This window comes from Ideonella sp. (assembly GCF_035254525.1).
In the GTDB taxonomy this organism is placed as follows: Bacteria; Pseudomonadota; Gammaproteobacteria; order Burkholderiales; family Burkholderiaceae_C; genus Ideonella.
Genome location: NZ_DATFAN010000189.1, coordinates 1 through 5086, shown reverse-complemented (window position 1 = coordinate 5086; position 5086 = coordinate 1). Strand labels below are relative to the sequence as shown.

At 71.6% G+C, this 5086-nt stretch carries 5 protein-coding genes; all 5 read right to left on the bottom strand.

Annotated elements, in window-relative coordinates:
* Positions 1 to 768: MFS transporter (locus VJ693_RS20675; protein WP_414652333.1), on the bottom strand; the 768-nt coding region annotated here is incomplete at its 3' end.
* Between the two features lie 312 nt (positions 769 to 1080).
* Complete coding sequence (locus tag VJ693_RS20670; RefSeq protein WP_324157302.1) at positions 1081 to 1770, bottom strand: response regulator; 690 nt, start codon at positions 1768 to 1770, stop codon at positions 1081 to 1083.
* A 16-nt stretch (positions 1771 to 1786) separates the two neighbouring features.
* A complete protein-coding gene (locus tag VJ693_RS20665) occupies positions 1787 to 3670 on the bottom strand; it encodes a type IV pili methyl-accepting chemotaxis transducer N-terminal domain-containing protein (protein WP_324157300.1) in 1884 nt (627 codons plus the stop codon).
* Between the two features lie 163 nt (positions 3671 to 3833).
* Complete coding sequence (locus VJ693_RS20660) at positions 3834 to 4133, bottom strand: hypothetical protein (protein WP_324157299.1); 300 nt, start codon at positions 4131 to 4133, stop codon at positions 3834 to 3836.
* A gap of 98 nt (positions 4134 to 4231) precedes the next feature.
* Positions 4232 to 5086 (bottom strand): PAS domain-containing protein (locus tag VJ693_RS20655; protein ID WP_324157297.1); only part of this gene is annotated, 855 nt, incomplete at its 5' end.

Sequence of the window (5086 nt, the reverse complement as noted above, 5' to 3'; positions counted from 1 at the left end):
GCCGACGTAGTAATGGATCATCCACAGCGCCAGGGCGACATAGCCGCCGAACACCACCGAGTAGTACTGGCAGTAGCGCAACACCGCCGGGTTCTTCATCAACGCCAGCTGCTGCTTGAGCGATACCTTGGACGACACCATGTGCTTGGCGTCGTGATAGCTAAACACCCAGAACGACAGCGCCACGGCCAGCATGATCGCGGCGTATACCGTCGGCACCATCTTCCAGCCCCAGGCGGCAACGATCGATGGAGCCACCAGCTTGGTCAGCGCCGAACCGGCGTTACCGGCGCCGAACACGCCCATCGCCAGCCCCTGTTGCTCCTTCTTGAACCAGCGCGCTACGTAGGGCGTGCCGACCGAGAACGAGCCGCCGGCCAGGCCGACGAACAGGCCGATGACGAGGAAGTGCCAGTAGGCGGTGGCGTAGCTCATCAGCCAGATGGCCGGCACCGTGGCAGCCATCAGCAGGGCCATCACGATGCGGCCGCCGAAGCGGTCGGTCCAGATGCCCAGCGGCACACGGATCAGCGAACCGGTCAGCACCGGCATCGCGGTGAGCAGGCCGAATTCGGTGGCGTTGAGGTTCAGCGCCTTCTTGATCGGGATGCCGATCACGCCGAACATCATCCAGACCATGAAGCACACGGTGAACGACAAGGTGCTGACGACGAGCACCGACATCGCGCGGCGGGCGTTGGCCGGCGCGGCGGCCGTGGGCGCCGGTGAGCGCGCGGCCAGGTTGTGGGGGTGGGTGGCGATAGCCATTCAGGACTCCTTCGCAGGTGAGCTCACTGTGCCCAGCCTGAGGGGAGCCGAACATCCGTCGGTGGTGCAGTGCGTCAATGCCGAAAGAACGAGGCCGCCACGGCCGGCCATCGTTCGAAAGGAGTAGTCGGGGGTGCCGGTGCGCGCGATTTGCGCGGCGTCAAACCGCGGGACGCGGTTCGGGTGTGGGGCGGCGCGGTGCAAGAGCATGGCGTCGGTTCTCTTGTTGTTCGTTGAAGGCCCCAGAGCATCGGGGCGCTCGAACAACCGGCAGTGAACCGCCGATGTCAGCGCGTCACGGTTGGTGAATGCTCAGCCACCAAGGCCGCTGCCGACCGCGAACACCGCGGCCTGCACGCGCGACTTCAGGTCGAGCTTGCGCAGCACGTGCTGCACATGGATCTTCACGGTCGTCTCGGCGATGTCGAGCCGGCGCGCGATCTCCTTGTTCGACAGGCCGGCGGCCAGGTGCTGCACGATCTCGCGCTCGCGCGGGGACAGCACCGCCAGCGGGTCGGCCGGCGGCGGCGGGGCCGCCGGCGCGGCCGCTTCAGGTGCCGCGGCCGCGGCCCGCAGCGCGCCGATCAGCTTGCCGGTCAGCTCGGGGCTGACCACCGATTCGCCGGCCACGCAGCGGCGGATCGCCTCCACGAGCGCGTCGCCCTCGATGGTCTTGAGCACGTAGCCGCTGGCGCCGGCCTTCAGCGCATCGGCCAGGTCGTCCTCGTCCTCGCTGACGGTCAGCATCAGCACCCGGGCCTTCGGCGCGGCCTGCAGCAGCGTCGGCAGCGCGTCGATGCCGCGCACGCCGGGCAGGTGGTTGTCGAGCAGGATCAGGTCGGGCTGCAGCTCGGTCGCGCGGCGCTGGGCCTCGCCGGCGTTGCCGGCCTCGCCGGCCACGTGCAGCTCCTCGTCGTGCAGCGACAGCAACGCGATCAGGCCGCGGCGGAACAGCGTGTGGTCGTCGACCACCAGGACGCGGATCGGGCTGGGCGCGGTCATCGGGTCTTCCTCGTCGTCACGCCGTGGCCGCGCTGGCCGCGGGGGCCACCGCGGCGGCCGGCTCGACGCTCAGCACCACGCGCGTGCCCTGCCCCGGGGCCGAATGCACCTGCACCTTGGCGCCGATGCGCGCGGCGCGCTCGCGCATGATGCGCAGCCCCACGTGGCCTTCGCCGGCGTCGGCCTGGGGGTCGAAGCCGCAGCCGTCGTCCTCGACCTCGAAGCGCCAGGTCGCGCCGCGCTGCACCTTCAGGTGGACCTGGGTCGCCCCGGCGTGCTTGCGCACGTTCCACAGCGCCTCCTGCACCACGTGCAGGACCTGCATCTGCACATCGGGCGGCAGCGGCACGCCGTCGCCGTCGACCTGCAGCGTCGCGGTCAGGCCGGTCTGGTGGCGGAACTTCGACAAGGTGGTGGCCAGCGCCTGCGCGATGTCCTCGACGTCGGTGCGGGTGCGGAAGTGCAGCAGCAGCTCGCGCACGTCGCCGTAGCACTCGCGCACGCCGGCATCGAGCTCGTCGGTGATGCGGTCGGCGGCCGGCTCGTCGCCCTTGCGGCGCGCACTGCGCAGCAGCTCGACCTGGATCTTCAGGAAGGCCAGCGACTGCGCGATCGAATCGTGCAGCTCGCGCGCGAGCAGCGTGCGCTCGGCGGCGATCGCGGCCTCGCGCTCGGCCGCGGCGACGCGCAGGCTCTCGATGCCGCCGGCCAAGTGGCTGGCGATCATCTCGAGCAGCGAGCGGTCCTCGTCACCGGGCGGCAGCGGCTGGCGCCAGAAGCAATCGATCTCGCCCAGCGTGCGCTGGTGCAGGCGCACCGGCACCGTCAACACCTCGTGGAAGCCGGCGCGCGCGCAGTGCGGCAGCCCGCCGGCCGCGTCGGCGTGGATCGCGATCGCGCGCGTTGCCCCCGCGGCGCCGGGCAGCGGCGGCTGGCCGCAGTAGCAGGCCGCGGCCTGGATGCACTGCTCGGCCTCGGCCATCGACGGCGGCAGGCCCTCGTGGGCCAGCAGCAGGTAGCGCTCGTTGGCCTCGCCGGACCAGCGCACCGCCACCGCATCGGCACGCGCCAGGCGCCGCGCGCGCTGGGCCACGCCCTGCGCCAGGCCCTTCAGGTCGTCGGCGCCGGCGACGAACATGCTCATCTCGTACAGCGCCGCCAGGCGCTCGCGCTTGGCCTCCAGGCTCGCGGTCTTCTCGGCGATGCGGGTTTCCAGCCCCTGGTACAGCGCACGCAGCCGCTCGGCCATCGCGTTGAAGCCGATCGCGAGCTGGCCGAACTCGTCCTGCCGGTCGACCTCGACGCGGGCGTCGAAATCACCCGCGCTGACGCGCTCGAGCGCGGCCGCCAGGCGCTTGAGCGGGTCTAGCACCAGCAGGTGGGTCGCGTACATCATCAGCACCGCGCCGCCGATGGCCAGGCCGATCATCGTGAGCTGGAAGCCGCGCGAGAAGGTCGTCCAGTACGACAGCCGCGATTCGATCGACGAGACGAAGGCATCGATGCTGGCGACCAGCCGGGTCACGTGGTCGAAGTCCACCGGCTGGTGGCGCGCCGCGGCCTCGCGCACCGGCGCCCAGTCGGCCAGCACCGCGTCGAAATCGCGCCGCGCCTCGTCGTACCAGGGCACGAACAGCGGCCGCGCCGGATCGCCGCTGCGCAGCAGCGCCAGCGTGGCATCCATGCGCTCGATGCGCGGGTCGAGATCGGCCCCCGGCACGGTGCTCTCGGCCGCCAGGCGCCACGACATCATGCGCAGTCGCCCGGCCTCGTTGACGGCGGCGGCGCCGCCCTCGAGCTGCCAGGTGACCCACAGCGTCACCGCGATCGACAACAGCGCCACCGACAGGAAGGCGATGCCGGTCGCGACGAGCTTGGACGCCAGGGTGCGCGCTTGCATGGCGCACTGTAGGCAGCGCCCCGCCGGGCCACCTTGATGTCGGTCAAGAGCCGGCGCGCGCGCAGCGCCGCGCCTTCCCCAAGTGGCGTGCGCGGATCCGGCTGAAGCCGGTCCGCTGCGCGAGCCCCCCCTGGGGGGCAGCCCCCGGAAGGGGCGTGGGGGCTTAAGCTTTCAGGCGCTGCAACACGTCGGCCGCGATGCGCGCCGCCCGCGGCGACCCGGCGAAGCGGCCGAACTCGGCGAAGTGCCGGTCGGCCAGCGCCTCGCGCAGCACCAGCGGCTGCTTCACTGCGGCCGGCAGCTCGGCGGCCGAGCAGCCGACCAGGGCCTGGCGCAGGCGGCGGGCGATCAGGCGGTAGGCCAGCGGGTCCATGCGCTCGCCGCCGGCCTCCATGCGCTGCATGCGCTCGGACAGGTCGATCAGGTAGAGGGCACGGCTGGACGTGGGGCTCTTGTTGGGCATGGGCGGTTCGGGTCGAAAATTGCGCGTCGGGCGCATGACCCAAGGTTCGCCCGTCTGCGCCGCCGCCAATCCGCGGAAAAGTGGCCCCCAACCGGCCTTCATGAGCCGGCGCGAAGCGTGCCGGCCGTCGGTTGCGCCTCGCAGCGCCGCGCGCGCTCCTCGGCCGCGTCCAGCGCCCGCTGCAGGCTGCGCTGCAGCGAGATGTCCTGGTGCACGAACAGGGCGCGCCCGTCGACGGCCTCGCCGCGCTGCTCGACGACCCGCACCCAGCGCTCGCCGGGCAGCTCGATCTCGAACGGCGCGCCCGCGAAGCGCTGGTTCTCGCGCAGCACCTCGAGGCTGCGCAGGAACTCCTCGGCATGCGGCGTGCTGCGCCAGGCACGGCGGTACAGCGCCTCGAACGGCACCCCCAGCGCCTCGTCGGCGCAGTCCAGGCCGTACATCTGCAGGAAGCTCTCGTTGGCCCAATGCACGCGATCACCCGAATCGACCAGCAGCGCCCCGTCGGGATGGCTTTCGAGAAACAAGCGGGCGATGCCGGCCAGCTCGGCCGGCTGCGGCGGCCGCACGTGGCTGGCCACCCCCGTGGCCGACGCCACGCGGCGCCAGACACGCACCCGCCCGAGGGCGCCGAACTCGGCCGACGCCACACGCAGCCGTGCGCCGAGATGCTCGAATTCATAGGGCCGGCGCTGCGCGTGGTGGCGCGCGATGCCCTCGGCCACGTAGCGCTCGATCAGCGGCGCTTCCTGCTCGTCCAGGCGCGTCGCATAGAAGCGGCGCAGGTTGTCGGCATAGGGCTCGCCCTTGTGGACGTGGCCGCGGTGCTCGGGGAAGAAATCGAGGAAGCTGCGGTTCCAGGCCAGCGTGCGGTCGCGGCTGTCGAAGGCACAGAAGCCGACGTCGAGGCCGTCCAGGGCGGCGCCGATGCTTCGCAGAAGGACGTCTCTCAT